At 64.7% G+C, this 25,200-nt stretch carries 24 protein-coding genes; 11 read left to right on the top strand and 13 right to left on the bottom strand.

From position 1 onward, the window contains the following. Genes argJ through LPW30_RS03245 form a run of 3 tightly spaced genes read left to right on the top strand, consistent with a single transcriptional unit; the run spans position 1 to position 2,714 of the window. Entirely contained in the window at positions 1 to 1,215 is a 1,215-nt protein-coding gene (argJ, locus tag LPW30_RS03255) for a bifunctional glutamate N-acetyltransferase/amino-acid acetyltransferase ArgJ (protein ID WP_239680068.1), read from the top strand. A gap of 17 nt (positions 1,216 to 1,232) precedes the next feature. After that, positions 1,233 to 2,210, top strand: coding sequence for a Nudix family hydrolase (locus LPW30_RS03250; RefSeq protein ID WP_239680067.1), 978 nt, complete (start codon positions 1,233 to 1,235; stop codon positions 2,208 to 2,210). A 12-nt stretch (positions 2,211 to 2,222) separates the two neighbouring features. Further along, positions 2,223 to 2,714: a hypothetical protein gene (locus tag LPW30_RS03245; RefSeq protein ID WP_239680066.1), complete on the top strand. Its 492-nt coding sequence runs from the start codon at positions 2,223 to 2,225 to the stop codon at positions 2,712 to 2,714. Positions 2,715 to 2,756: 42 nt separating this feature from the next. Here the strand turns inward: LPW30_RS03245 and zapD are convergent, their stop codons facing one another. The 8 genes from zapD to LPW30_RS03205 form a co-directional block, all read right to left on the bottom strand. Then, the gene (zapD, locus tag LPW30_RS03240) at positions 2,757 to 3,599 is read right to left on the bottom strand and encodes a cell division protein ZapD (protein ID WP_025280622.1); all 843 of its coding nucleotides are present in this window, start codon (positions 3,597 to 3,599) and stop codon (positions 2,757 to 2,759) included. A 57-nt stretch (positions 3,600 to 3,656) separates the two neighbouring features. Next, positions 3,657 to 4,256, bottom strand: coding sequence for a dephospho-CoA kinase (coaE, locus tag LPW30_RS03235; RefSeq protein WP_239680065.1), 600 nt, complete (start codon positions 4,254 to 4,256; stop codon positions 3,657 to 3,659). Next, complete coding sequence (locus LPW30_RS03230) at positions 4,256 to 5,122, bottom strand: prepilin peptidase (RefSeq protein WP_029762227.1); 867 nt, start codon at positions 5,120 to 5,122, stop codon at positions 4,256 to 4,258. The genes coaE and LPW30_RS03230 overlap by 1 nt, the downstream gene beginning before the upstream one ends. An 8-nt stretch (positions 5,123 to 5,130) precedes the next feature. Continuing rightward, entirely contained in the window at positions 5,131 to 6,339 is a 1,209-nt protein-coding gene (locus LPW30_RS03225; RefSeq protein ID WP_239680064.1) for a type II secretion system F family protein, read from the bottom strand. A gap of 3 nt (positions 6,340 to 6,342) precedes the next feature. Beyond that, entirely contained in the window at positions 6,343 to 8,058 is a 1,716-nt protein-coding gene (pilB, locus tag LPW30_RS03220; protein ID WP_238623680.1) for a type IV-A pilus assembly ATPase PilB, read from the bottom strand. A 154-nt stretch (positions 8,059 to 8,212) separates the two neighbouring features. Further along, on the bottom strand, positions 8,213 to 9,574 hold the full coding sequence (locus LPW30_RS03215; protein WP_238623679.1) for a sigma-54-dependent transcriptional regulator: 1,362 nt from the start codon (positions 9,572 to 9,574) through the stop codon (positions 8,213 to 8,215). A 21-nt stretch (positions 9,575 to 9,595) separates the two neighbouring features. Beyond that, complete coding sequence (locus LPW30_RS03210) at positions 9,596 to 11,236, bottom strand: two-component system sensor histidine kinase NtrB (protein ID WP_025280628.1); 1,641 nt, start codon at positions 11,234 to 11,236, stop codon at positions 9,596 to 9,598. A 51-nt stretch (positions 11,237 to 11,287) separates the two neighbouring features. Continuing rightward, entirely contained in the window at positions 11,288 to 11,530 is a 243-nt protein-coding gene (locus LPW30_RS03205; protein ID WP_025280629.1) for a PP0621 family protein, read from the bottom strand. Positions 11,531 to 11,677: 147 nt separating this feature from the next. On the opposite strand from LPW30_RS03205, the gene sucC reads away from it, so the two are divergent. The 4 genes from sucC to LPW30_RS03185 all read left to right on the top strand — a co-directional run bounded on the left by sucC (position 11,678) and on the right by LPW30_RS03185 (position 15,906). Further along, positions 11,678 to 12,844 carry an ADP-forming succinate--CoA ligase subunit beta gene (sucC, locus tag LPW30_RS03200; RefSeq protein WP_025280630.1) on the top strand — a complete coding sequence of 389 codons (1,167 nt, stop codon included), beginning with the start codon at positions 11,678 to 11,680 and terminating at the stop codon, positions 12,842 to 12,844. A gap of 59 nt (positions 12,845 to 12,903) precedes the next feature. Then, entirely contained in the window at positions 12,904 to 13,773 is an 870-nt protein-coding gene (gene sucD, locus LPW30_RS03195; RefSeq protein ID WP_238623678.1) for a succinate--CoA ligase subunit alpha, read from the top strand. Positions 13,774 to 13,869: 96 nt separating this feature from the next. Continuing rightward, on the top strand, positions 13,870 to 15,504 hold the full coding sequence (locus tag LPW30_RS03190; RefSeq protein WP_238623677.1) for an NAD+ synthase: 1,635 nt from the start codon (positions 13,870 to 13,872) through the stop codon (positions 15,502 to 15,504). 63 nt (positions 15,505 to 15,567) lie between these two features. Then, positions 15,568 to 15,906, top strand: a complete 339-nt coding sequence (locus tag LPW30_RS03185; protein WP_025280632.1) for a P-II family nitrogen regulator — start codon at positions 15,568 to 15,570, stop codon at positions 15,904 to 15,906. A gap of 266 nt (positions 15,907 to 16,172) precedes the next feature. On the opposite strand, the gene LPW30_RS03180 is transcribed toward LPW30_RS03185, so the two are convergent. Continuing rightward, entirely contained in the window at positions 16,173 to 16,694 is a 522-nt protein-coding gene (locus LPW30_RS03180) for a nitroreductase family protein (protein WP_238623676.1), read from the bottom strand. A gap of 48 nt (positions 16,695 to 16,742) precedes the next feature. Further along, positions 16,743 to 17,528: an outer membrane protein assembly factor BamD gene (locus tag LPW30_RS03175; RefSeq protein ID WP_029762229.1), complete on the bottom strand. Its 786-nt coding sequence runs from the start codon at positions 17,526 to 17,528 to the stop codon at positions 16,743 to 16,745. A gap of 117 nt (positions 17,529 to 17,645) precedes the next feature. Between LPW30_RS03175 and rluD the strand changes: the two genes are divergently transcribed. The 3 genes from rluD to mgtE (LPW30_RS03160) all read left to right on the top strand — a co-directional run bounded on the left by rluD (position 17,646) and on the right by mgtE (LPW30_RS03160) (position 21,477). Continuing rightward, positions 17,646 to 18,602 (top strand): 23S rRNA pseudouridine(1911/1915/1917) synthase RluD, encoded by a 957-nt coding sequence (gene rluD / locus LPW30_RS03170; protein WP_238623675.1) that lies wholly within the window; start codon positions 17,646 to 17,648, stop codon positions 18,600 to 18,602. A 150-nt stretch (positions 18,603 to 18,752) separates the two neighbouring features. Further along, positions 18,753 to 20,108, top strand: a complete 1,356-nt coding sequence (gene mgtE / locus LPW30_RS03165) for a magnesium transporter (protein ID WP_238623674.1) — start codon at positions 18,753 to 18,755, stop codon at positions 20,106 to 20,108. Positions 20,109 to 20,121: 13 nt separating this feature from the next. Next, positions 20,122 to 21,477 carry a magnesium transporter gene (gene mgtE / locus LPW30_RS03160; protein ID WP_238623673.1) on the top strand — a complete coding sequence of 452 codons (1,356 nt, stop codon included), beginning with the start codon at positions 20,122 to 20,124 and terminating at the stop codon, positions 21,475 to 21,477. 103 nt (positions 21,478 to 21,580) lie between these two features. On the opposite strand, the gene LPW30_RS03155 is transcribed toward mgtE (LPW30_RS03160), so the two are convergent. Further along, positions 21,581 to 22,513 (bottom strand): carbohydrate kinase family protein, encoded by a 933-nt coding sequence (locus tag LPW30_RS03155; RefSeq protein WP_239680063.1) that lies wholly within the window; start codon positions 22,511 to 22,513, stop codon positions 21,581 to 21,583. A 272-nt stretch (positions 22,514 to 22,785) separates the two neighbouring features. Between LPW30_RS03155 and trhA the strand changes: the two genes are divergently transcribed. After that, positions 22,786 to 23,445 (top strand): PAQR family membrane homeostasis protein TrhA, encoded by a 660-nt coding sequence (gene trhA, locus LPW30_RS03150; protein ID WP_239680062.1) that lies wholly within the window; start codon positions 22,786 to 22,788, stop codon positions 23,443 to 23,445. Positions 23,446 to 23,528: 83 nt separating this feature from the next. Here trhA and LPW30_RS03145 read toward each other — a convergent pair whose 3' ends face one another. Together LPW30_RS03145 and LPW30_RS03140 are read right to left on the bottom strand one after the other, a co-directional pair. Continuing rightward, the gene (locus LPW30_RS03145; RefSeq protein ID WP_239680061.1) at positions 23,529 to 24,671 is read right to left on the bottom strand and encodes a PA2778 family cysteine peptidase; all 1,143 of its coding nucleotides are present in this window, start codon (positions 24,669 to 24,671) and stop codon (positions 23,529 to 23,531) included. A gap of 70 nt (positions 24,672 to 24,741) precedes the next feature. Continuing rightward, positions 24,742 to 25,140: a DUF6627 family protein gene (locus tag LPW30_RS03140; RefSeq protein ID WP_239680060.1), complete on the bottom strand. Its 399-nt coding sequence runs from the start codon at positions 25,138 to 25,140 to the stop codon at positions 24,742 to 24,744. Between the last annotated feature and the right edge of the window lie 60 nt (positions 25,141 to 25,200).

Genomic DNA, 25,200 nt, shown 5'->3' with positions numbered 1-25,200 from the left:
GTGGCTGTTCACCTCTCTGAACCCGATCATCTGTTGCCCGTGCCCGGCGTGCGCCTGTGCGCCGTGGCGGCAGGCATCCGCTACAAGGACCGCGACGATCTTGTGCTGATGGAACTGGCGCCCGGGAGCGCGTGTGCCGCTGTCTTCACCCGGAACGCCTTCTGCGCCGCGCCGGTGCATGTGGCGCGGGATCATCTGGCCCGGGAGGCTCCGCGCTATCTGCTGATCAACGCCGGCAATGCCAATGCGGGAACAGGGCAGCCGGGCATGCGCGCGGCGCTGGCCTGCTGTGCCGCCGTGGCCGAAGTGGGGCACACCCAGCCCGAGCGGGTGTTGCCTTTTTCCACCGGCGTGATTGGCGAACCCCTGCCCGTGGAGCGCATCACCGGCGCCTTGTCGATGGCCATCCAGGGCCTGAACCCACAGGGCTGGATGGCTGCCATGCGCGCCATCATGACCACCGATACGGTGGGCAAGGGCATCAGCGAGCAGGTGGAACTCTCCGGCGGCACGGTGACCCTCACCGGGATTGCCAAGGGCTCCGGGATGGTCCATCCGGACATGGCCACCATGCTGGCCTATGTGGCCAGCGATGCGCGGGTGGAATCCGGCCTGTTGCAGACCATGCTGGGGCGCTGCGCCGATCAGAGTTTCAATGTCATCACCGTGGACGGCGATACCTCCACCAACGATGCCTGCGTGCTGGCCGCCACCGGGGCTTCGGGCGTGGCGGTGGAAAGCCCCGGGGACCGGGACGCCTTCGAGGCGGCCCTGCTGCGCGTGTGCCGTTACCTGGCCCAGGCCATCGTCAGGGACGGGGAGGGCGCCACCAAGTTCGTCACCGTGCGGGTGACCGGGGCCCGGGATGCCCGGGAGGCCCGCGCCGTGGGCATGACCGTGGCCCAATCACCGTTGGTGAAAACGGCCCTGTTCGCCTCCGACCCCAACTGGGGACGCATTCTGGCTGCCGTGGGCCGTGCCGGTCTTCCGGAGCTGGACGTGGATGCGGTGACCATCCACCTGGGCGATGTACGCATCGTGGTGGATGGCGGGCGGGCACCGGAGTACACCGAGCAGGCCGGTCAGCGGGTCATGGATCAGGCGGAGATCATGATGACCATTGACCTGGGTGGAAGAGGGCATGAGCAGGCCGAGGTGTACACCTGTGACTTCTCCTACGACTACGTGCGCATCAACGCAGAATACCGCTCCTGAGCCCGGGGAGGGCGGTCATGGGCACCCGTAATGATTGTTCTGCCCTGCCGGTGGTGGTGGCCGTCGTCATGGACGACCAGGGTCGGTGCCTGATCGCCCGCCGCCCGCAGGGTGTCCATCAGGGAGGGCGCTGGGAGTTTCCGGGAGGCAAGCGTGAGCCGGGGGAGTCGCTGGATCAGGCCTTGACCCGGGAGCTTCGGGAAGAGCTGGGCATCACACCCCTGAGCCACGAGCCCTTGATCAGTCTCACCCATGATTACCCGGACCTGAGGGTCCATCTGGACGTGGTCCGGGTGACCGATTTTCAGGGCACGCCTGGAGGGCTGGAAGGTCAGCCCCTGGAGTGGGTGCTCGTGGAGGCCCTTGATACCCGGGACTTCCCCGAGGCCAACCGTCCCATCATCCGGGCCCTCTCCCTACCGGATCGGTATCTCATCACCCCGGATCACTGGGACCCGGAGCAGTTGCGGGTCCATCTGGAGTGCAGCCTGGGGGATCCTGCCGTGAGCCTGGTGCAACTGCGTGCCCCCCAACTGGATGCCGGGGCCTATGGCTCGCTGGCCCGTGATGCCCTGGCCCTGTGCCGGCGGCAAGGGGTTCGACTGATGCTCAATGCCGACCCCGAACTCGCCCGTGACCTGGGGGCAGATGGCGTCCATCTCAACCATCGGCGCTTGTGCGGCTGGCAGGGGCTTCCGTCCGGTGTACCCTCCGGCTTTCTCGTGGCGGCCTCGGTACATGATGTTGCCTCCATGGCGATGGCCCGTCGGGCGGGCTGTGATTTCGTGGTGGTCTCCCCGGTTGCGCCCACACGCACACACCCCTCAGCCGAGCCGCTGAGCTGGTCGGGTTTCCAGGCCCTGGTCGACGAGGCGGTCTGTCCGGCGTACGCCCTGGGAGGCATGACCCCCGAGGATATCCCTCTTGCCCGTGCCCATGGAGGTCAGGGGGTGGCCGGCATCCGTGGGGTATGGCCCGGTTGTTCATCCGAATAGGAGTGCATGTTCATGAGCCTTCGCAACCCCCGTCCGTGGCAGGTTCTGCCGGTGATCCTGCTGGTACTTGGCCTGAGTATCTGGGGCAGCGAAACCTGGTTGCGCCCGATGCTGGACCCCGGCGCAGGGGACCGGGTGATGCTGGAGGTGCCCGAGGGCTGCGAGCTGAATCGTGCCGGCTGCACCGTGGAGCTGGATGGAATGCGCCTGGTCATTCGTGGTCCGGACACCATCCCGCCCCTGGAGGATTTTGACCTGATACTGGAAGCGCAAGGTCCGGTGGAGCCACTGGAGGTGTCCTACATCATGCCTGGCATGGACATGGGCGTGAACCGGTTTGCCTTCGGGGAGGGGGTCGATGGCGTATGGCGTGCCCCGTCGGCCCTGCCCCTGTGCATGTCGGGTCGACTGGACTGGGTGGCTCAGGTGCGGTTCGCCTACCAGGGTCAGGCTTACGAGGCGCGGGTGCCGGTGCTGCTCGAACGCCCGGTGCGAGGCATGTAGCGCGGCAGGGGCGACCTCAACCGCTTTCATTTCACGCGGTGGCTACAAGGCGCAGCAAGTCAGTGAGAACCGGATATCCCCCTGACATTGTGGCGCCCTTTCACGCATGTCTCCCGGCTGCAGGAAGCGCACATTGAAGCGCTGTCGACCTGCGCTGATCTCCGGGTAGAAGGGCGCGTTCTGGGGCAGGACGATACGGATGATCTGCCAGGGTTGACTGGTGTCCAGGGTCTGCTCAAAGAAGCCCTTGCTAGCGGTCAGTTCCCGCGGCGCGCCGGCATTACGGATGAGTTGCAGGATCAGCCCCACGGCCTCGTGAATGTCGTCGAAGGGGCGGGCCCACTCTTCCAGCAGCTTGCGTCGCTCGGAAACCGGTCGCATGAGCCAGAAATGGTAGGCGGGCAGGTCGAAGTCACAGGTGCCACCGGGGATGGAGACCCGTTGGCGCACACTGTTGAAAAAGTCGTTGCCCTTCACCTGCTGATCCAGCTGACCGCTGATGGTGTGAATGTTCTCGATCAGCTTGCGCTGTTGATCAATCACCGCCTGCAGGCGTCGCTGGTCCACGCCGGGATCTTCCCTGAGCCGGCTCAGGTTGGTGGTCTGGCGCTCCAGCTCCTTCATGAGTTCCCGCTTGAGATCCACCCGGTTGGTCAGGTTGAGTAACTCGATCAGGGTGAGCAGGGCATTATGGGTATCGGGGCCACCGTCGTGCTGCAGGCTGTGCCAGAAACGGTGCATCAACACTTCCAGGCGCATGAACAGGCGCATGCGCTCGTGGAGAGGCTGTTCGTAGATGACGGATCCCTTCACAGGTGCGACCGACGGCGGATTGTGAACCACATACTCGTTATTTTCCGCTTTACGGCCGAAATTCACAAACATGTCATCACCTCTGAATTGTGGGGCTGGCGCTATTGGCCGCAGTGGATCCGCCTTGTCTCAGCGGGCGTCGGCCAGGTCCAGATACTGCCGATGCAGCTCATCCACCCGGGTCGCAATGGCCTCGGTGGCGCCGCTGTTGTCGATCACGTCGTCGGCGGCGGCCAGACGCTGGGCTCGGGTGGCCTGCGCATCGAGGATTGCCTGAATCTGCTGTGGGGATACCCCATCCCGTGCGCTGGCCCGGGAGCGTTGCATGTCCTCGGGACAGTCCACCACCAGCACACGATCCACCCGCTCCTGCGAGCCCGACTCCACCAGCAACGGGATAACCAGCATGCAGTAAGGGGCGTTAGTTTCTGATTTCTGGCGGTCTATCTCAGCCCAGATCATAGGGTGTAACAAAGACTCCAATCTGTGACGGGCTTGGCTGTTCTGAAAGATCACTTCCCGCATGGCGGACCGGTCCAGATGGCCTTGGGCATCCAGAATGGTTTCGCCGAAGGCCTCGCGAAGGCGCTCGAGACCCTCGCTGCCGGGTTCCACCACCTGGCGGGCCACCACGTCCGAGTCGATGAGCGCGGCGCCACGCTCCTGAAACAGGCGCCCCACCGTGGACTTTCCGCTGCCGATGCCACCGGTCAGGCCAACGGTCAGCATCAGACAAGGGCCTGCAGATAGGCCCCGATGATGGCGTCTCCCCAGAGCAGGGCGATGAAGCCGGCGGCGGCCAGGTAGGGGCCGAAGGGGATGGGGATGTCGCGGTCGCGTCCCCGGGCCAGGATCAGGGCAATGCCCACCACCGCGCCCACCAGGGAAGAGAGCAGAATGACCAGTGGCAGGACCTGCCAGCCCAGCCAGGCCCCGATCAGGGCGAAGAGCTTGAAGTCCCCGTAGCCCATGCCTTCCTTGCCGGTGAGCAGCCGGAAGGCATGGTACACCAGCCACAGGCTGAGATAGCCGGCAATGGCGCCGATGACGCTGCTGGTGGCATCCGTGAACAGGCCGGGCAGGTTGACGATCAGGCCCAGCCACAGCACGGGCAGGGTGATCATGTCCGGCAGCAGTGTGGTGCGCAGGTCGATCACCGCCAGGGCGATCAGGGCCCAGGTGAACAGCAGGGCGGCGCCAGCGGCCCAGGTGAATCCGAAGTGCCACACCACCAGCATGGACAGCACCGCCGTGGCCGCCTCCACCAGCGGGTACTGGGGGGAGATGCGGGCACCACAGGCCGAGCAGCGCCCCCGCAGGAACAGGTAGCTCAGCACCGGGATGTTCTCCAGGGCCTTGATGCGGTGGCCGCAGTGGGGGCAGCCGGATCGGGGAACCACCAGGTTGTAGGGGCCGGCCACCTCGGCTTCGCCTCCCGGGTGTTGTCCCTGGGTTTGCAGCCAGGCACGGGCCTCGCTCTGCCACTGACGTTCCATGATGATGGGCAGCCGGTGGATCACCACGTTGAGGAAGCTGCCGATGAGCAGGCTGAACAGCCCGGTCACGGTGAGCAGCAGCCAGGGGGTACTTGCCATGAGGTCGATCACACCACTGCTCCCAGCTGGAAGATGGGCAGATACATGGCGATGACCAGGCCACCCACCACGATGCCCAGGAAGGCCATGATCATGGGCTCCATGAGGCTGGAGAGGCCATCGACCATGTTGTCCACCTCTTCCTCATAAAAATCTGCCACCTTGCCCAGCATCTCGTCCAGAGACCCGGATTCCTCGCCGATGGCCACCATCTGCACCACCATGTTGGGGAATACCCCGGTGTTGCGCATGGCCTGCTGCAGTTGCGTGCCCCCGGCGGTTTCGTCCCGCATGCGCATGGTGGCCTCGTAGTACAAAGCATTGCCGGTGGCCCCGGCCACCGACTGCATGGCCTCCACCAGCGGTACCCCGGCGGAAAACATGGTGGACAGGGTGCGGGCAAAGCGGGCGATGGAGGCCTTGCGCAGCAGTTCACCCACCACCGGGACCCTCAAGGACCACAGATCCAGTTGGCGCCGGAAGCCGGGAGATCGGCGTTTGCCCTGGGTGAAGGCGAACACCGCCAGACCGATCCCGCCGAAAATGGCCCACCAGTAGCTCTGGAAGAAATCGGAAATGCCGATCACGAACTGGGTGAACACGGGCAGGTCGGCGCCAAAGCCCTGGAACAGGTCCTGGAACTGGGGCACCACGAAGATCAGCAGGATGGCGGTGACGATGAAGGCCACCACGATGACCGCCGCCGGGTAGAACATGGCCTTCTTGATCTTGGCCTTGAGGGACTCGGTCTTCTCCTTGTAGGTGGCGATGCGATCCAGCAGGGTTTCCAGGGCCCCTGATTGCTCGCCGGCCCCCACCAGGTTGACCACCAGGTCGTCGAAGTAGAGTGGATGCTTGGCCAGGGCGCTGGCGAAGGTGGAACCGCCTTCAACATCCGACTTGATGCGCAGGATGAGTTCCTGCATGGAGGGGTTTTCATGGCCCCGCCCGACGATCTCGAAGGCCTGCACCAGGGGCACGCCAGCGCTCATCATGGTGGACATCTGCCGCAGGAACACGGCGATATCCTTGGGCGTGATCTTCTTCTTGCCACCAAACAGGGGCTTGGGTTTCTTGCGGACCTTGAGGGGGTTGATGCCCTGGCGGCGCAGATCCGCCTTGGCCAGGTTCTCGTTGGCGGCCGTGGTCTCTCCCTTGACCCGGGCTCCCTTCTTGTCCACGCCTTCCCAGACAAACACGGTCATTGTCTCGGCCATGGCTTAATCCTTGGTGATACGGTTGATTTCTTCAAGGCTGGTGATGCCGGCCTTGACCTTGAGCAGCCCCGAACGACGCAGATCCGCAATGCCTTCCTGCTCGGCCTGCTCCGCGAGTTGCATGGAGTTGCCCCCCTCCAGGATCAGTCGCTGCATCCCTTCGGAGATGGGTAGCACCTGGTAGATCCCCACGCGCCCCTTGTAACCCAGTGTGCAGCGGTCGCATCCCACCGGCTTGAACAGCTTGATGCCCTCCTTGACTTCCTGCTCCGTGAAACCCTCCTCCAGCAGCACTTCGTCGGGCACATCGTGGGGGGTCTTGCAATGATTGCACAGGCGACGCCCCAGTCGCTGGGCGATGATCAGCAGGATGGAGGAGGCGATGTTGTAGGAAGGTACCCCCATGTTGGCCAGTCGGGTGAGGGTCTGGGGGGCATCGTTGGTGTGCAGGGTGGAGAGCACCAGGTGGCCCGTCTGGGCCGCCTTGATGGCGATCTCGGCGGTTTCCAGGTCGCGGATCTCGCCCACCATGATGATGTCTGGATCCTGCCGCAAAAAGGCCCGCAGGGCGCTGGCGAAGGTGAGACCCACCTTGGGGTTCACGTTCACCTGGTTCACTCCGGGCATGTTGATCTCGGCCGGGTCCTCGGCGGTCGAGATGTTGCGGTCCGCCGTGTTGAGAATGCCCAGGCCCGTATACAGGGACACGGTCTTGCCGGAGCCGGTGGGGCCAGTGACCAGGATCATGCCATAGGGCTTGCTCAGGGCATTCATGTAGAGGTCTTTCTGGTGCGGCTCATAGCCCAGTTGGTCAATACCCAGAAAGGCGCTGGTGGGATCCAGGATACGCAGGACCACCTTTTCCCCGTACAGCGTAGGGCAGGTGTTCACCCGAAAGTCGATGGCCCGGTTCTTGGAGAGCTGCATCTTGATGCGGCCGTCCTGGGGGATGCGGCGTTCGGAGATGTCCATGCGGGACATGACCTTGATGCGGGCGGTGATGCGGGGGGCCAGGTTGGAGGGTGGGTGAGCCACCTCAGAGAGCACCCCGTCCAGGCGAAAGCGCACGCGAAAGTTCTTCTCGTAGGGCTCGAAGTGGATGTCCGAGGCCTTCTTGTTGATGGCATCCAGCAACACCTTGTTGACGAAGCGCACCACGGGGGTGTCGTCGATATCGCTTTCCGAGACGTCCTGGCCCCGGTCCTCGTCGTCCCCCTTGATCTGCAGATCGTCCAGATCCTCGTCCATGAGGCCTTCCATCATGGCCCCGGAATCGTTGAGGGCATCCTCGATCAGCTTGACCAGCTTGTCCTGCTCCACCAGCACCGGCTCGGTGGCGATACCGGTATTGAACTTGATCTCGTCCAGGGCGGTGAGGTTCATGGGGTCGGCCAGGCCCACGAACAGGCGATTGCCACGCCTGTACAGGGGCAGGGCCTGGTGCTGGCGGACCAGCTTTTCGTCCATCAGGTTCTTGGGCAGATGATCCCGGTCCAGGGTGTCCAGATCGAATACCGGGGTGCCAAACTCCTCGCAGGCGGATTGTGCCAGGCTGCGGGCTTCCACCAGCTTCTCGTCCACCAGGTAGGCCACCAGTGGCACGCGCTTCTTGCGCGACTGCTCAAGGGCCCGGTTGGCGTCTGCCTCATTGAGCTGGCCATCCTGGACAAGTCTTCGGGCGAGGCCGCTCAGGGGGATGGAACTGGCAGGTGTGGACATGGGCGACCGTTCAGGCAGAGGGTTGCGAGGGTTTAGTCTCGGGGTTAAGGGCGTCAGGCTCAAGTCCTGCGCCGCCTGTGGAACTGTCTTGATCCATCAGAAGTATATGGGCATTCCTCGTTGACGTCATTTCACGGCAGACCTCTTCGGGATGTCAGGGGCTCTCAAGCCCCAGTCGCCGCAGCCGAAAACCCAGTTGCCGGGGGCTCAGACCCAGCCTCTGCGCCGCTTGCTGGCGATCACCGCTTGCGGCCTCCAGTGCCTCCTGGATGACCTGTCGCTCCTCGTGGGCCAGGCGCTCTTCCAGAGACAGCCTGGACGCGTGCTGGCCCGGGTTCGGTGATTCTGCCCCCCGGGGGAGTTGCAGATCTTCAGCCTCGATGACCGCCCCGTCGCACAAGGTGGCGGCCCGCTCAAGGATGTTTTCCAGTTCCCGCACGTTGCCCGGATAGTGATAGCCCGCCAACTGGCTCGCGGCTGTCTCGCTCAGGCGCCTGGGCGGCTCGCCCCAGCGCTCGGCCAGCCGCCCAAGGATGTAATCGGCCAGTCGCGGCAGATCTTCAAGCCTTTCGCGCAGGCTGGGGACCTTGAGTTCGATGACGTTGAGCCGGTAGTAAAGGTCCTGGCGGAAGCGGCCGCCCTCCACCTCGTTGGCCAGGTTCTTGTGGGAGGCCGAGAGAATCCTGACGTCCACGGAGATCTCCCGGGCCGCCCCCACCGGTTTGATGGCTCGTTCCTGAATGGCACGCAGCAGCTTTACCTGCATGTGCAACGGCAGTTCCGCCACCTCGTCCAGGAACAGGGTGCCCCCCTGGGCGGCCTGGAAAAGGCCCTGCTTGTCGGTGACCGCCCCGGTGAAACTGCCCTTCATGTGCCCGAAGAATTCGCTCTCCATGAGCTCGGCGGGGATGGCGCCACAGTTCACGGGTACAAAGGGCCGCTCCGCCCGGGGGCCCAGCCGGTGGATCTCCTGGGCCACCCGTTCCTTGCCACTGCCCGACTCCCCCAGGATGTAGACCGGGGCCTGGCTGCGAGCCAGTTTGGCGATGGTGCCCTTGAGCTTGCGCATGGCCGGGGCGTCGCCCAGCAGGTGGTCGTCGTCCTGAGCCGTGTCCTGAGTCCGGTCAAGGGGGGGCGTTGTGGATGGTGCCGAAAGTTTGAGGGCGCTGCTCACCAGGTCCCGCAGGGTGGTCAGGTCCACGGGTTTGGAGACGAAGTCGAAGGCCCCGGACTTGAGTGCCTGCACGGCCGTGTCCATGCTGCCATAGGCCGTGATCACCGCCACCGGCAGGCAGGGGTGGTAGGCCTGGATATGTTCCACCAGTTCGATGCCATCACCGTCGGGCAGACGCATGTCGGTGAGGCACAGATCAAAGGCCTCGCTCTCCAGGAGGGCCTTGGCCTCCCGCACCGAGGCAGCAGAGTGGGTGTGCAGTTTCATACGGCCCAGAGTGATCTCCAGGAGCTCCCGGATGTCCGGCTCGTCGTCGATGATCAGTACGTGCTGGATGCCCATGGGGTCGTGTTCAGCTGTGGCTCAAGGGGCCGGTTGGGCGGCGGTGTGTTCGGGTATGGGGAATCGTATGCGAAAGCAGCTGCCACCGGTGGGCAGGGGCAGGTATTCCAACCCGCCTCCATTGTTCTCGCACAGCTCCCGCGCGATGTACAGCCCGAGTCCGGTGCCCTGGTTGCCCGAGGTGACGAATGGCTCGAAGAGCTGACGCGCGATCCCCGGCTTCACTCCCTGGCCCTCATCGATGACATCCACCACCGGTTGTCGGGATATGTCCTGGGTGCCGCCCTGGATGCGGATGCGCGGCGGCTCTCCAGCACGGGTCCCATAGCGCAGGGCGTTCACGCACAGATTCCACAGGACCTGGTGAAGCTGCTCCGGGTCGAAACGCCCACGGGCGTCATCGGGACGGATGGCCACCTGCAACTGCGCCGGTTCGAGATTGTAATGCCGCCGGAACTCCTCCGTGAACTGCTCAAGCCAGGGTTTGAGGAGCAGGGACTCACCCCGGGGCGAGGCCTGCCGGGACAGGCCGAGGATATTCTGGATCAGCGCGTTCATGCGCTGGCTCTGATCCTGGATGATGCCCGCCAGGCGGCGGTCTGCCTTGTCCAGGGATTCCGACTCCCCCAACAGCTGAGCGGCGTGACTGATGGCCCCCAGGGGGTTGCGGATCTCGTGGGCAATGCTGGCGGTCAGGCGCCCCAGGGAGGCCAGCTTGATAGCCTGCATCTGTCGGTGCAGTTCAGCGATGTCCTCCAGGAAGATCAGGGTCCCCACGGCACGGTCCACCCCCAGGCGCGTGAATCGCACCCGTAACTCGGGTCCGTAGGCCCCGGCCTCCAGGGTTTGATGGCCCTGAATGCCCGGCTTTGCCAGCCACTGTTGCAGGGCGGCCTCGATCTGCGGCGATATCTGCCCCAGATCGCTGGGATTGTCGGCGCTGGGGTTGCCCAGCAGCCCCCAGGCTGCCTCGTTGATCAAGTGCACGTGGCCGGTGTCGTTGACGACGATGACGCCCGATTGCATGCGCTCGATGATGTGGGCATTGAGCTCGGCCATGTTGGCCAGGTCCACGCTGTGACGCTCCGCCCGCGCCTCGCTCTCCCGCACCCGCCGGGACAACACCAGCCCCAGCAGTGCCGTGGCGAACAGTGCTGCACCCAGCAGGCCCGTCTGGGTCAGGGCTGCGTCCCGGGTGGGGTCGAACAGATAGCCGTGAATCTGCGCCAGCAACAGGGCGATGGAACCCAGCGCCGCAAAGAACAGTGCCGGGCGCCCCGGCGCCAGGATGCTCAAGCCGGCCATGGCCGGAATGGTCAGCATGCCCAGGCCACTGGTCACGCCGCCGCTGGCATACATGAGCAGGGTGATGCACAGGGTGTCGGTGACGGCCTGGCTGTAGACCTGAGTCTCTGCGGATGGGGTGAAAAGGCGAGCCGCCGTGCCGAACCCGAAGCTCAGTACCAGATAGACGGACGCGCACACCAGAAACAGCCGGGGGTGGGACTGCCCCAGGGTTTCGGGGCCGGTGCCCAGCACCACCAGGGCCAGCAGCATCCCGGCAATGAAGAAGCGATACAGGCTGAACAGGCGGAGCGCCCGCCAGACATCGTCCATCGGGCGCCGTGTCCAGCCGGTAGGGGGCAGGCCTGAGCGCTTCATGCCCCGTCAATCGGGGCTGGCGGTGCGGATGGGCTCATGCCGCGGCGAGTGTCATTCTCGTGTAGACTCTTGAGCCAATGCCAGTTCCCGGTGCTCGTTGGAGCAAAAGGCCCGCGGGCCTTCCTTGACCGCTTCGTTCTCCGGGACGTGCAGGCCACAGTACTCGCAACGCAGCATGTGGCTGGAACTCACCTGCTGTGGGTGCTTGGGTCGTTTCACGTCCGGGGTTTTGAGCAGCAGTCGGACCACCATAAAGACCAGTACGAAGGCAGCGATCAGGAACAGGATGTTCATGGGAGCGGTGATTCGGGTTTGAGTGGTGTATAAAAAGGTACTACATAAAAGGCGTCGGCAGTGAGTATGTGATCAGCCATTGCGGGCCTGGCCCTTGATATCGGGCAGCCTGCCGGCGAAATTCATCCCCTTTGATAATCAGGATCCATGAACCTTCACGAATTCCAGGCCAAGACCCTGTTCAGAGAACACCAGATCCCCGTGCCCGAGGGGGTTTCCATTCAGCGTCCCGAGGATGTGGACGAGGCCATGGAGCAACTGGGCGGCGACGCCTGGGTGGTCAAGGCCCAGGTGCACGCGGGCGGCCGGGGCAAGGCCGGCGGGGTCAGGCGGGTGCGTGGCCGCGCCGAGTTGCTGGCTGCGGTGTCGGACCTGCTGGGCACCACCCTGGTGACCCACCAGACCGGTCCCGAGGGCCTTCCGGTCAACACCCTGCTCATGGAATCCCTCACCGACATCCAGCGGGAACTCTATGTGAGCTTGCTGGTGGATCGCGGCACCCGGCGGGTGGCCGTGATGGTGTCCGCTTCCGGGGGGATGGATATCGAGGAGGTGGCCGAGAAAACCCCTGAAAAACTGCTCACGCAGTTTGTCGATCCGGCCGCCGGCATCATGCCCTACCAGGGGCGTCGGGCGGCTTTCGCCCTGGGCCTGGAAGGCAAGCAGGTGGGGGCCTTCGTGAAGCTGCTCAGCCGACTGTATGAGCTCTTCGTCGATAGTGACGCCAGTCTGGTGGAGATCAACCCCCTGGTGGTGACCGGCAGCGGCGAGCTCATCGCCCTGGACGGCAAGGTGAACATTGATGACAACGCCCTGTATCGCCGCCCGGCACTGGCAGACATGCGCGATATCTCCCAGGAAGAGGCGCGCGAGGCCCAGGCCCGGGAACATGAACTGAACTACGTGCGCCTGGATGGCAATATCGGCTGCATGGTGAATGGCGCCGGCCTGGCCATGGCCACCATGGACCTCATCAAGCTTCATGGGGGCGAGCCCGCCAACTTCCTGGACGTGGGAGGCGGCACCACCGCGGCTCGGGTGGCAGAGGCCTTCAAGCTGATCCTGTCCGATGATGCCGTGAAGGCGGTGTTCGTTAATATCTTCGGCGGCATCGTGCGTTGCGACCTGATCGCCGAGGGGATCATCGCGGCGGTCAAGGAAGTGCATATCACTGTCCCGGTGGTGGTGCGACTTGAGGGTACCAACGTGGAACAGGGCCGCCAGCTCCTGGCGGACAGCGGTTTCAACATCATTACCGCACCCAGCCTGACCGAGGGCGCCCAGCAGGTGGTCAAGGCGGCCTCCGAGGCCTGACCCCATCACGCCATCCCCATAGAATCAGCCAGATCAACAAGGGCGGACACGGACTTTTCATGAGCATCCTGATCGACAAGAACACCCGCGTCATCTGCCAGGGCTTCACCGGCAGGCAGGGCACCTTCCATTCAGAGCAGGCCATCGCCTATGGAACCCGCATGGTGGGTGGCGTCACTCCCGGCAAGGGTGGCCAGACCCACCTGGACCTGCCTGTATTCGACACCGTGCATGACGCGGTCCAGGAGGCGGGTGCCGAGGCCACCATGATCTACGTACCGGCTGCCTTCGCGGCCGATGCCATCCTGGAAGCGGCCGATGCCGGCATCCAGGTCATCGTCTGTATCACCGAGGGCATCCCGGTGCTGGACATGCTGCGGGTACGAGCGGCCCTGGCGGGCAGTTCGGCACGACTCATCGGCCCCAACTGCCCGGGCGTGATCACCCCCGGCGCCTGCAAGATCGGCATCATGCCGGGTCATATCCACGTGCCTGGCAAGGTGGGCGTTGTTTCCCGGTCCGGCACCCTCACCTACGAGGCCGTGAAGCAGACCACCGACGCCGGCCTGGGGCAGAGCACCTGCGTGGGCATCGGCGGTGATCCCATCCATGGCATGAACTTCGTTGACTGCCTGGAACTGTTCCAGCAGGACCCGCAGACCGAGGGCATCATCATGGTGGGCGAGATCGGCGGTACCGCCGAGGAAGAGGCTGCCACCTATATCCGGGAACATGTCAGCAAGCCCGTGGTGGCCTACATCGCCGGCGTGACGGCTCCGCCGGGGCGGCGCATGGGCCATGCCGGAGCCATCATCTCAGGGGGCAAGGGCACGGCCGACCAGAAATTCGCCGCCCTGGAGGAGGCCGGGGTGGCTGTGGTTCACTCTCCTGCCGACATGGGCGCACGCCTCAAGGACTTGCTGGGCTGAGCCACTCCCATTTCCGCATGACCCGGGCCCGAGGCTGCGCGATGATTCCTGGCGATGGCTTCGGGCCCGTATCCTTTTCGAGATTGCACTGACTCCATGACTCAGACGCTGAAGATCGCCCTGGCCCAGGTGAACCTCATGGTGGGCGACGTGGAAGGCAACGCCGAGCGGATCATTCATGCCGCCAGCCAGGCCCGTGATCGCCATGGCGCGCAGTTGGTCCTGTTTCCCGAACTGGCCCTTACCGGCTATCCGCCAGAAGACCTGCTCATGCGCGGCAGCCTGCTGGACCGCGTCACCCAGGCCCTGGAAGAGGTGGCTGACCAGGTGCGGGGTATCGACATCCTGCTCGGGGCGCCCCTGCGAGATGCCTGTGGCCTGTGCAACACTGCGGTGTGGCTGCGTGATGGGAAAGTACACGCCCGCTATCACAAGCAGATCCTTCCCAATTACAGTGTTTTTGACGAAAAACGTTACTTCTGCCCCGGTGACCAAGCCTGCGTCGTGGAAGTGGGTGGGCTGCCCATGGGCATCACGGTCTGCGAGGACATCTGGCAACCGGAACCGGCTCGCCGGGCCCGGGAAGCCGGTGCGAGGCTCATCCTCAATATCAATGCCTCGCCCTTTCATCGGGACAAACACCAGGAGCGCCTGGAGGTGCTGCGCGCGCGGGTGGCCGAAACCGGGTTGCCCATCGCCTACGTGAACCTGGTGGGCGGGCAGGACGAGCTGGTATTCGACGGTCATTCCATGGCCGTGGATGCCGACGGCTCACTGCGCCTGTGCGCGCCCCCCTGGCAGGAAGGGCTGTATCTGCTGGAGGTGCAGCACGATGCCGAGAGTGTGCGGTTTTCCGGTGGAGTCATGGCGCCGCCGCAACCGGCCGAGGCCAGCCTCTACGACGCCCTGGTGCTGGGAGTGCGGGACTACGTCAACAAGAATGGCTTCAAGGGGGCCGTGCTGGGTCTCTCCGGCGGGATCGACTCCGCCCTGACTCTGTGCATCGCCGTGGACGCCCTGGGGCCGGATGCGGTGGAGGCCATCATGATGCCCTACCACTACACCGCCAGCATGAGCCGGGAGGACGCATCAGCCCAGGCAAAGTTACTGGGCGTGCGCTTTCGGGAGATCCCCATCGCGCCCATGGTGGAGGCCTTCATGGGAAGCCTGTCCGACGCCTTCGCCGGCCTGGCTGCCGACACCACCGAGGAAAACATCCAGGCCCGTTGTCGGGGAACCATCCTGATGGCCTTCTCCAACAAGACCGGGCGCATGCTGCTCACCACCGGCAACAAGAGCGAAATGGCCGTGGGCTACGCCACCCTCTACGGGGACATGGCCGGCGGCTTTGCACCCCTGAAGGATCTGGGCAAGCTCTGGGTGTATCGCCTGTCTCGCTACCGCAACCAGCGGGGGCCTGCCATCCCGGAACGGGTCATCGAACGCCCCCCCTCGGCGGAACTGGCGCCGGATCAACGGGACGAGGACAGCCTGCCGCCGTACGAGATCCTGGACGCCATCCTGGAACGCTTTGTGGAACGGGATGAATCCTTCTCCCGCATTGTCGATGCCGGCTATGACGAGACCGTGGTACGACGGGTGATCGGTCTGGTCCTGCGCAACGAGTACAAGCGCCGCCAGGCCCCGCCGGGCGTGCGGGTCACGCCGCGGGCCTTCGGCAAGGATCGGCGCTATCCCATTACATCGGGCTATGGCAGGCTGTTAAGATAATCGTCTATACATTTCATCCTGACCGCGCCGCGCATCCTGCGGCTCAAACGGAATCCGGAACCCATGAAAAAGATCGAAGCCATCATCAAGCCTTTCAAACTCGAAGACGTGCGCGAAGCCCTCATGGAAATCGGCGTCACCGGGCTCACCGCCACGGAAGTGAAGGGCTTCGGACGTCAGAAGGGCCACACTGAACTCTACCGTGGTGCCGAATACGTGGTGGACTTCATCCCCAAGGTCAAGCTCGAGATCGGCGTCGACGACGGTCTGGTGGATGCCTGCGTGGATGCCATCATCAAGGCCGCCCGCACCGGCAAGATCGGCGATGGCAAGATCTTCGTCACCGACATGGAACGCGCCATCCGCATCCGTACGGGTGAAGAGAACAGCGACGCCCTCTAAGGGGGGCAATCGAGCAAGAGGGAAGCAGTAAGGAAGCAGCAAGAAGGAAGGAACGGTCCCCACCCCGATGCAGGTGCGAGCCGGGGGGCAGTGTTGTCGGCGGGTGTTCACCGCATGGATGCGGTGGTCAAGCCTACAGGGACGTATTCACGGCGTCCCGCGGACAACACTGCCCCCCGGCTCGGACCGGTCACAAAGCCCCCGGCCAAGGAAACCTCCGACGGTAAGGGGCCGGGACAGAGGGGACTGTCCCCTTTCTTGGCCGGCTACCGGTAGGTGACCACCTCATCAAGACGCCGCCGATGGGAGGCCTCCGGGATCTCCGCCGGATACCCCACGCACATCAGCGCCACCGGACGCAGGCCCGGCTCAAGATCCAGTGCCCGGATCACCGCATCCTCGTCGAAAAAGCCCACCCAGGTGGAGCCCATGCCGGCCGCCACGACAGCCAGTTGCGCATACGCGGCAGCGATGGTGGCATCCTGCAGCGCGAACAGATCCCGCCCCCGCTCACCGTACTGCTGCTCCGCCCGGGCCGCATCCGTGCAGAACACCAGGCATACGGGCGCCTGGGCGATGAAGGCCTGATCATGGGCGGCGCCCACCAACGACTGGCGCAGCGCGGCATCCTCGATACAGATGATCCGGTAGGACTGCAGATCCCCTGCGGATGGCCCTGTGACGGCGGTCTCCAGGATGGCATGCAGCTTTTCCGGCTCCACCGGCATGTCCGGCTGGTAGCTGCGGATGGAGTGACGGTGCCTGACGGTCTGAAAGAAATCCCACATCCCGGTTGTCTCCTCGTGCCTGTGCGATGATCGGGCGGGTGCACGGCGTCAAGCCGGTGCAGTGATCCGGTGCGGCAGGGCCGCCAGTTCGTCGGCTCTGTCCGGGAAATTCTGCCTCAGCACCCGCAGGGCATCCTCAGCCAGATCATCCATGTCCAGCTCCCGATAGGCCCTCACCATGACCTCCAGGGCGTCAGGCACGGACGCTGAGCCGTCATAATGCTCCAGAACGTAACGCCCCCGCTGGGCGGCCGCCACCCAGGCGCCTCGGCGCATGTAGAAGTCGGCCACGTGCATCTCATGGGCCGCCAGCAGATTGCGCAGACGCACCATGCGCTCCCGAGAATCCTGAGCGTAGCGACTGTCGGGGAAATACTGCACCAGAGTGCCAAAGTCCTGGAAGGCCGTGCGCAGCGGCGCGGCGTCGCGGCGGGCCTGATCCTGAGGGATCCAGCGATTCAGAAAACTCTGGTCCCGCTCGTAATTGGTGAGGCCACGCAAATAGTAGGCGTAATCCGCATGGGGGTGGCGAGGGTTCATCTGCAGAAAGCGATCGATGGCGGCGATGGCCATCTCCGGCTCCTGGGCCTTGTAGTAGGCGTAGGCGATCTCCAGTTGCCCCTGCTGAGCGTGGCGGCCGAAGGGGAAGCGGGCCTCCAGGGTTTCGTAATACTCCACGGCCTGGTCAAAATTGCCCCGTTCCAGCGCGGCCTTGGCCTCTTCATAGAGCTGGCTGGCGGACCAGTCCCGCGTGGGGTCCTGGCGCATGGCGCCGCAGCCGGAGATCAGGACGGCCAGGAGGATCAGGATCAGCGTATTGCGAAGAGCGGACATGGTGGCCACGAGATTGAAGCATCAGCCCCGGAGTATACTAAGGACCCGGGCGGTAAAGCCATCCAAGTGACTTGCGTCCCGGGGTCACCGACACCCACCTGACAGATGCGTTAGCCAATGCCCCAAACCACCATTCACCTGGACGCCACCATCCCCCCGGAACTGGCGGGAAAACGCCTGGATGCGGTTCTGGCGCGTCTATTTCCCGACTATTCCCGCAGTCGCATCCAGCAGTGGATCGAGGCGGGCTGGGTTCGGGTGGATGACGTGGTGCCACGTATCCGTGACAAGGCGACGGAGGGCGCGATGGTGGTGGTCCGCGCCTGCCTGGATGAGCCGGGAGACGATGCCCCTCAGGATCTGCCCCTGGACATCGTCCATGAGGACGACAGCCTGATCGTCATCCACAAGCCTGCGGGCCTGGTGGTGCATCCCGCCGCCGGTCATCCGCGAGGCACGCTGGTGAATGCCCTCCTGCACCACGCACCGGAGCTGGCGCATCTGCCTCGGGCGGGTATCGTCCATCGCCTGGACAAGGAGACCTCGGGGCTCCTGGTGGTGGCCCGTACCCTGGAGGCCCACACCGACCTGGTGCGCCAGTTGCAGGCGCGCACGGTGGGCCGTGAGTACCTGGCCCTGGTGCAGGGGGAGATGGTGGCTGGTGGCACGGTGGATGAGCCCATCGGCCGTCACCCGGTGGATCGCAAGCGCATGGCCGTGGTGGGCGGCGGGCGACCGGCCATCACCCATTACCGGGTCGAGGGCCGTCTGGAGGGTTTCACCCTGCTGCGCGTGAGCCTGGAGACGGGCCGCACGCACCAGATCCGGGTGCACATGGCCCACCTGCGCCATCCCATCGTGGGTGATCCGGTCTACGGTGGCCGCCTGAGGCTGCCTGCCGGGCTGTCCGACACGGCGATAGACACCCTTCAGGGCTTCCGTCGCCAGGCCCTGCACGCCACGCGGCTCACCCTGGTGCATCCCGCCCTGGGGGACACGATTTCCTGGGAGGCGCCCATGCCCCATGACATGCAGGGGCTGCTGGAGGTGGTGGGCCAGGCCCCGGACACTTGAAGCACCGGCGCGCTGGCACAGCCCGGTTGATGCGGGTTAGCATGTGCACCGCATCACGGGATGCCATCCATCCGTAACTCCACCGTGACATCATGAATGAAATACGCGAAGGGACGCAGGTTCCTTCGCCGGCACGCCGGGGACCCCAGCATGGAATTGACTCACCCATACGATCTGGAGCATGTGCGCGAATGCCTGGATGCCGGAGATGTAGCCGGCGTGCGCCAGCGCCTGGACGACATGCGCATTCAGGACATTGCTCATATCCTGATGGACCTTGAGCCGGAGCCGCGGCGGCAAGTCTTCCGCTTGCTGCCGCCCGGTCGCCGGGTCGATGTCTTCTCTTACCTGGACACTCATCATCAGTTCCAGTTGATCGAACAGGTCTCCACCGACGAGGGACGTTACATCCTCTCGGAGATGCTGCCCGATGACCTCACCGCCCTCCTGGAGGATCTGGACAAGGAGGACGTGCGCCGCCTGCTGCGCCTGCTGCCGTTTCGTTCCATCCGCCGTGCGCTGACACTGCTGGACTATCCCGAGGACAGCTGCGGCCGCCTGATGACCACCTCCGTGGTCAGTGTGCGCCCCGAATGGACCATGGCACAGTCCCTGAATCACCTGCGCACCCAGGCGGAGCGCGGTGAGACCGTCAATTTGGTCTACGTGACCGACGACGAGGGCGTGCTCAAGGGGGTTCTGGCCCTCAAGCATTTTCTCAAGCAGCGCACCGATACGCCGGTCTCCGAACTGATGACCAGCAACGTGGTGTTCATCGACGCCCATAAGCCTCAGGAAGAGGCGCTGCACACCATGCGCCACTACGACCTGCCGGCACTGCCGGTGGTGGACGATGACGGCGAACTGCTGGGCATCATCACCGTGGACGACGTGCTGGATGTGGAGGAAGAGGAGACCACCGAGGACTTCCAGAAGATGGGGAGCCTCGGGGCCCTGAATCTGAGCCTGCGCAACGCTCGCCCGTCGCTGCTGTACCGCAAGCGCGTGGGCTGGCTGCTGATCCTGGTGGCGGTGAACATCGTCGGTGGTTTCGTGATCGCCGGCTACGAGGAGGCCATCGAGGCCCTGGTGGTGCTGGTGTTCTTCCTGCCGCTGATCATCGACAGCGGCGGCAATGCCGGTACCCAGTCGTCCACCCTGATGGTGCGATCCCTGGCCACGGGGGATGTCAAACCCAGGGACTGGTTGCGGCTCTGGGGCAAGGAGTTGGTGGTCGCCATGGCCCTGGGCCTGACCATGGCCGCCGCAGTCTCGGGGCTGGGGCTCTGGCGAGGTGGCGGCGAGATCGCCATGCTGGTGGCCGTGGCCATGCTGCTGGTGGTGATGGTGGGCAGCATGGTGGGCATGATCCTGCCGTTCCTGCTGGCCCGCCTGAAGCTGGATCCGGCCACGGCCAGTGCCCCCCTGGTCACGTCCATCGCGGACGTGGCCGGCATCATGATCTACTTCGGCCTGGCTGCGGCCATGCTGGGACTGCCACGCTAGGAGGAGCCTGCTCATGGAAACGACACAGACCATCAGCGCCGAGCGCTTCAAGGCCCATATCCAGTCCCAGGATCAGGAAGGACTCCGGTCGCTCCTGGCGCCGTTGCAGGATCAGGACATGGCGGCCCTGGCGGTGCACCTGGAACCCGAAGAGTGGGCCGTGCTGGTCCGCCTGTTGCCCGAGGAGCGCGCTCCGGACGTGTTTTCCTACCTCACCCAGGAGCAGCAGCAGCGCATCCTGGCGGATCTCTCCGACGAGGAAAAGACGCATCTGCTCAAGCGGTCTTCCTACGATGACACCGCCGCGCTCATCGACAGCCTGCCGGATGATCATGCCCGGGAGGTGCTGGACCTGCTACCGGATCGCCATCAATGGGTGATCAAGAGCCTGCTGGCCTATCCGGAGGAGAGCGCCGGCCGGCGCATGACCCCCGGATTTCTCGCCGTGCGCCCCCACTGGACTCTGGAACAGGCCCTGGATCACCTGCGCCGGGAGTTCGAGGAGAGCGAGACGGTGAATGTGGTCTTCGTCACCGATGAGGAAGGGCGTCTACTGGGTGCGGTGAAGCTCAAGGATCTGCTGGTGGGTTCGCCCCGACGCCGGGTGGATTCGCTGCTGCGCGAGGATGTGGTGCGGGCTCAGACCCGCATGGACCAGGAGGAGGCCGCCGGTCTGATCCGCCGTTATGACCTGGAGGTGCTGCCCGTGGTGGATGAGCGGGACATTCTGGTGGGCATCATCACGGTGGACGATGTCATGGATGTGGCCACCGAGGAGACCACCGAGGACTTCCTGCGCATGGGGAGCGTGGGGCCCATCGTGCTGAATCTGAAGGATGCCGCCATGAGCCTGCTGTATCGCAAGCGGGTGGGCTGGCTGGTGATTCTGGTCTTCGTGAACCTGTTCAGTGGTGCGGCCATCGCGGTCTACGAGGATGCCATCGAGGCGGTGGTGGCCCTGGTGTTCTTCCTGCCGCTGGTGATCGCCACCGGGGGGAACGCCGGCACCCAGGCCTCGACGCTGATGGTGCGATCGCTGGCCACCGGTGATGTGCAGTTGAAGGATGGCATACGCCTGTGGGGCAAGGAGTTCATGGTGTCCATTGCCCTGGGGATCACCCTGGGCCTGGCCGTCTGGGGCGCCGGCATATGGCTGGGTGGCCCGGAGGTGGGCATGGCCGTGGCCATCGCCATGGTGCTGGTGGTCATCGTGGGCAGCATGGTGGGCCTGCTGCTGCCCCTGCTGCTGACCCGCCTCAAGCTGGACCCGGCCACCGCCAGTGCCCCGCTGGTCACGTCCATCGCGGACGTGGGCGGCATCCTGGTCTATTTCACCGTGGCCACCATGGTGCTGCAACTCAGCGCCTGAACAGGTGGGAGCGGCCCTTGGCCGCGAAGTTGCCGGCAAAAAAATGGCCCGGATGCGTGTTCAGCGCATCCGGGCCATTGCGTTCAGGTGCAAGCGGGGCGGATTACATCTCCCGGCCAAAGGCCTCCTTGAAGCGGGCTTCAATGTCGGCCCGACTGGGCGCGTGGTTCTGCGGACCCACCTGCTCGATCTTGATGGCGCCCATCAGCGAGGCGATGCGACCGGTGGTTTCCCAGTCCAGGTCATTCATCAGGCCCCACAGCAGGCCGGCACGGTAGGCGTCGCCGCAACCGGTGGGGTCCTTGATGCCGGCGATGGGGGCGGTTGGCACCTGGATCTTGCCGTGCTTGGTGTAGATGTCGGACCCTTCGCCGCCGCGGGTGATGATCAGGGTGTCCACGTGGCTGGCCAGTTCCTCGTGGCTCCAGCCGGTGCGCTCGCTCATGAGCTGGGCCTCGTAGTCGTTCAGGGTCACGTAGGTGGCCTGTTCCACGAAGCGGCGCAGGTCGTCGCCACCGAACATGGGCATGCCCTGGCCCGGGTCGAAGATGAACGGGATGCCGGCTTCCACGAACTGTTCGGCGTGCTGGATCATGCCGTCGCGGCCATCGGGGGAGACGATGCCGATCTTCACGCCGCTGGCGTCGCTCACCTTGTTGCGATGGGATTCACCCATGGCACCGGGGTGGAAGGCGGTGATCTGGTTGTCGTCCTGGTCGGTGGTGATGAAGGCCTGGCCGGTGTAGTGCTCGGGGACGACGGTGATGTGCTTTTGGGAGATGCCGCACTTGTCCATCCACTCGGCGTAGGGGTCGAAGTCGGCGCCGACGGTGGCCATGGGGAGGGGGTCGCCCCCCAGCAGTTTCAGGTTGTAGGCGATGTTGCCGGCGCAGCCGCCGAATTCCCGACGCATCCCGGGCACCAGGAAGGAGACATTGATCATGTGCACCTTCTCGGGGAGGATGTGGTTCTTGAAGCGGTCGGGAAAGACCATGATGGTGTCGTAGGCGTATGAACCGCAGATGAGAGCAGACATCGGATCTCCTGGCTTGGTTGAATGAGGGACCGACCGCGGGGTCGGCCCGGCGCTCCGGGCGAGCGCCGTGGCCTGTCCATGGGGGCCGGCGCAAGGCCGGGCGGCGTGAGTCCGTGGGACTGCCGCAGGGTCGTGGACAGGCGAGAGAGCTGTTGTAAGCCCCCCATGATAGTGGTGTTGGCCCGCAATTGCGAATCGGGGAGGGCCGGGTGTATCGTCATCGGGGACCCTGAGCCGCTGATGCGGTGGCCGCGAAGAGGAGGATGCAATCCATGAGTGCTGCTTCGAGTACCCTGGGCCAGCGTCGTCAGACGCTGGGTGAGGAGATCGCCAACAGTGTGAGTCACGGGGCTGCCCTGGTGGCGGTGATTGTGGGGATTCCGTTTCTGATCCTGGATGCTGTTCGGTCGGGCAGTGCGGCATTTGTGGTGGGTGTGAGTGTGTTTTCGGCCACCATGGTGGTGTTGTATCTGTCGTCAACCCTGTATCACGCGATGCCGCAGGGTCGGGCGAAGCGGGTGTTCCGGGTGGTGGATCATTCGGTGATCTTTTTGATGATTGCCGGCACGTATACGCCCTTTACGCTGGGGGTGTTGGGCGGGCCCTGGGGGTGGACGTTGTTTGGTCTGGTCTGGGGGCTGGCGGGGCTTGGGGTGTTGCTGAAGTCGTTCAATGGGCTGTCCCATCCTGTGCTGTCCACGGGTTTGTATCTGTTGATGGGCTGGCTGGTGGTGATTGCCATTGTGCCGCTCTATAACCTGATGCCTACGCCCGGGTTGATGTGGCTGGTGGCCGGGGGGCTGGCCTATACGGGTGGGGTGGTGTTTTATGCCCTGGATCAGCGGGTGCGGTATGGGCATTTCATCTGGCATCTGTTCGTGATCGCGGGGACGGTTTGTCATTATTTCGCGATTCTTTGGTATGGGGCGTAGGGGCTTCTGGGGCTTCACCCACCCGCAGGCTTCTGGCTGATGTGGTCTCCGCAGGGTGCCCGCCGTGGGGCGGGGGGCTGCTGCTATTGGTGGGCTTCGGTGGGGCAGAGAAGGGGGAGGCAGGTGTTGTCCTGGGGCTGGGCGTCGGGCGATCTGGTCACGGTTTCCAGGGTGCGCTGGTAGAAGGACTCGTTGGGGGCCATTCGCAGTGCGCAGGTGATGGCCTCGAGGGCCTGGGTGTTGCAGCCGCGGGCGTGGAGGACGTGGGCCAGGTTGTTCCAGGCGGCGTGGGCCTCGGGATTTCTCTGGATGAGTTGTCGGAAGGCCTGCTCGGCGCCGGTGTGGTCCTCGAGGGCGTACAGAGTGTTGCCCAGGCCGATCCAGGCCACGGGGTGGTCGGGCCACTGTTGGGTGGCGGTCCGGTAGGCCGTGGCGGCGGTGGTGAGCTGGCCGGTGGCTTCCAGGGCGTTGGCGGCGCGCAGCCAGCGCAGGGGCTGGGCAGTGGCGGGGAGTTGGCCGGGGGGCTGGACGACGAAGGCCCAGTAGTCGCCGCGCCGCCAGGTGCGTTCGAAGACGGGCATGCGGGTGACGTGGCGATGGATAGTGCCCGATCGCAGGATGATCTCTTCCTGGTCCAGATCGAATCCGATCACCACGGCGTAATGCCAGTAGGGGAAGGCGTTGAGGCCCAGGTTCTGGAAGACGAGCACCGGGTGTCCTGCGGCCACTTCCTTGAGGAGCGTTTCCATGCGGGGTTCGATGACGTAGGCCACGAGTCCGCGGGCCCTGGCGGCGGCCAGCATTTCGGTCTGCAGGCTGCCCTGGCGTTCGGGGACGTAGACTTCATCCACCAGGTCGTCGGGGTGCACCAGCAGGCCGCGGGCGCCCAGGGCGGTGGCCAGGGCGGCCGGTCCGCATTGATAGAGTTCCTGGGGGTGGAAGGGGGTCTGGTGCAGTTCCACCTGTCGGGGGAGTTCGTCGGGTGGTTCGCGCAGCAGGTCGCGGGTCTGCAGAGGGGTAGCGCAGCCGCTGAGCAGGAGGATGGCCAGCAACAGGCCGGTCAGTCCCCAGAGTCGGGCCCGGTCCTGTGGGTGTTTTTGTGGGAGCGGCCCTTGGCCGCGAAGGCCGCGCTCGGCCGGGGCGGTGCAATCCGGAAACACTTCGCGGCCGAGGGCCGCTCCCACAGGGGGTGTTTCGGGCTTATCGACGTTGAGTTTGACAGCCATGTGTCGCTCTTGCGGGGCTGGGGCCGTCCCAGCCCCGCAGTCATGGTCTCAGGTCATGGGGTGTGGGGGATCAGTTCACGGGGCGCACGAAGGGGAAGATGTCGGTGGCGCCGATGGCGTCGGTGATGATGAAGACGATGAAGATCAGCACCACCACGCCCAGCACGCTGGCGGAGCCCACGGGCATGTCTTCCATGCGTTCGTTCAGTTCGCGTACTTCCTGATCCGTCATGCGGGCCACTCGCTCGGCCGCTTCATTGGGGTCCACGCCCATGGCCGCCAGCTGTTCGCGCACGTCGTCACGGTCTAGGGTGGCCAGCAGTTGCTCGCGGTCTACCTGGGCCTGTTCGGACAGGATGAGTTGATCCGTTCCTACCATGGCGGCGTGCAGGGGCGCCGTGCCGGCCAGAAGCAGGGCCATGATGCAGACCAGGGTGACCAGGCGTTGCAGGAGGGGATTATTTTTCATGAGGTTGCTCGCGATTGAGTGAAGTGCTCTGTATTCTCGGTTGCTCCCACGGTTCCGGTC

Source organism: Ectothiorhodospira variabilis (genome assembly GCF_022227625.1).
In the GTDB taxonomy this organism is placed as follows: Bacteria; Pseudomonadota; Gammaproteobacteria; order Ectothiorhodospirales; family Ectothiorhodospiraceae; genus Ectothiorhodospira; species Ectothiorhodospira haloalkaliphila.
This window is presented reverse-complemented; position numbering and strand designations above follow the sequence as displayed.